The sequence below is a fragment of the Ochrobactrum sp. SFR4 genome, assembly GCF_019730395.1.
In the GTDB taxonomy this organism is placed as follows: domain Bacteria; phylum Pseudomonadota; class Alphaproteobacteria; order Rhizobiales; family Rhizobiaceae; genus Pseudochrobactrum.
This window is the reverse complement of sequence record NZ_JAAPBB010000619.1, coordinates 1-294: the sequence shown is the minus strand read 5'-3', so window position 1 is coordinate 294 and position 294 is coordinate 1. Positions and strand designations below refer to the sequence as shown.

Below are 294 nucleotides of genomic sequence, written 5' to 3'. Positions count from 1 at the left end.
GATCCGATTGCGGTTGCGGATATTCAGCAGCTTGTGCGCCATCTGACCAGCCGTGGTATCGGCGTGCTGATCACTGACCACAATGTGCGTGAAACACTGGGGCTGATTGATCGCGCCTATATTATTCATGCCGGTCAGGTGCTGACCCATGGTCGTCCGAAAGAAATCGTCGCCAATCCGGATGTGCGCAGATTGTATCTGGGTGACCAGTTTACGCTTTAAAGCTGAAGAATCATCTTATTTCAGGAGCCCCAAAAGCTTCCGAACTCTTTGCATTCTTTGCTTAATTTTAAA

1 protein-coding gene is annotated in these 294 nt (G+C 49.0%); it reads left to right on the top strand.

The window, feature by feature from the left end:
• Positions 1-222: ABC transporter ATP-binding protein C-terminal domain-containing protein (locus HBA93_RS20520; protein ID WP_502910159.1), on the top strand; the 222-nt coding region annotated here is incomplete at its 5' end.
• Between the last annotated feature and the right edge of the window lie 72 nt (positions 223-294).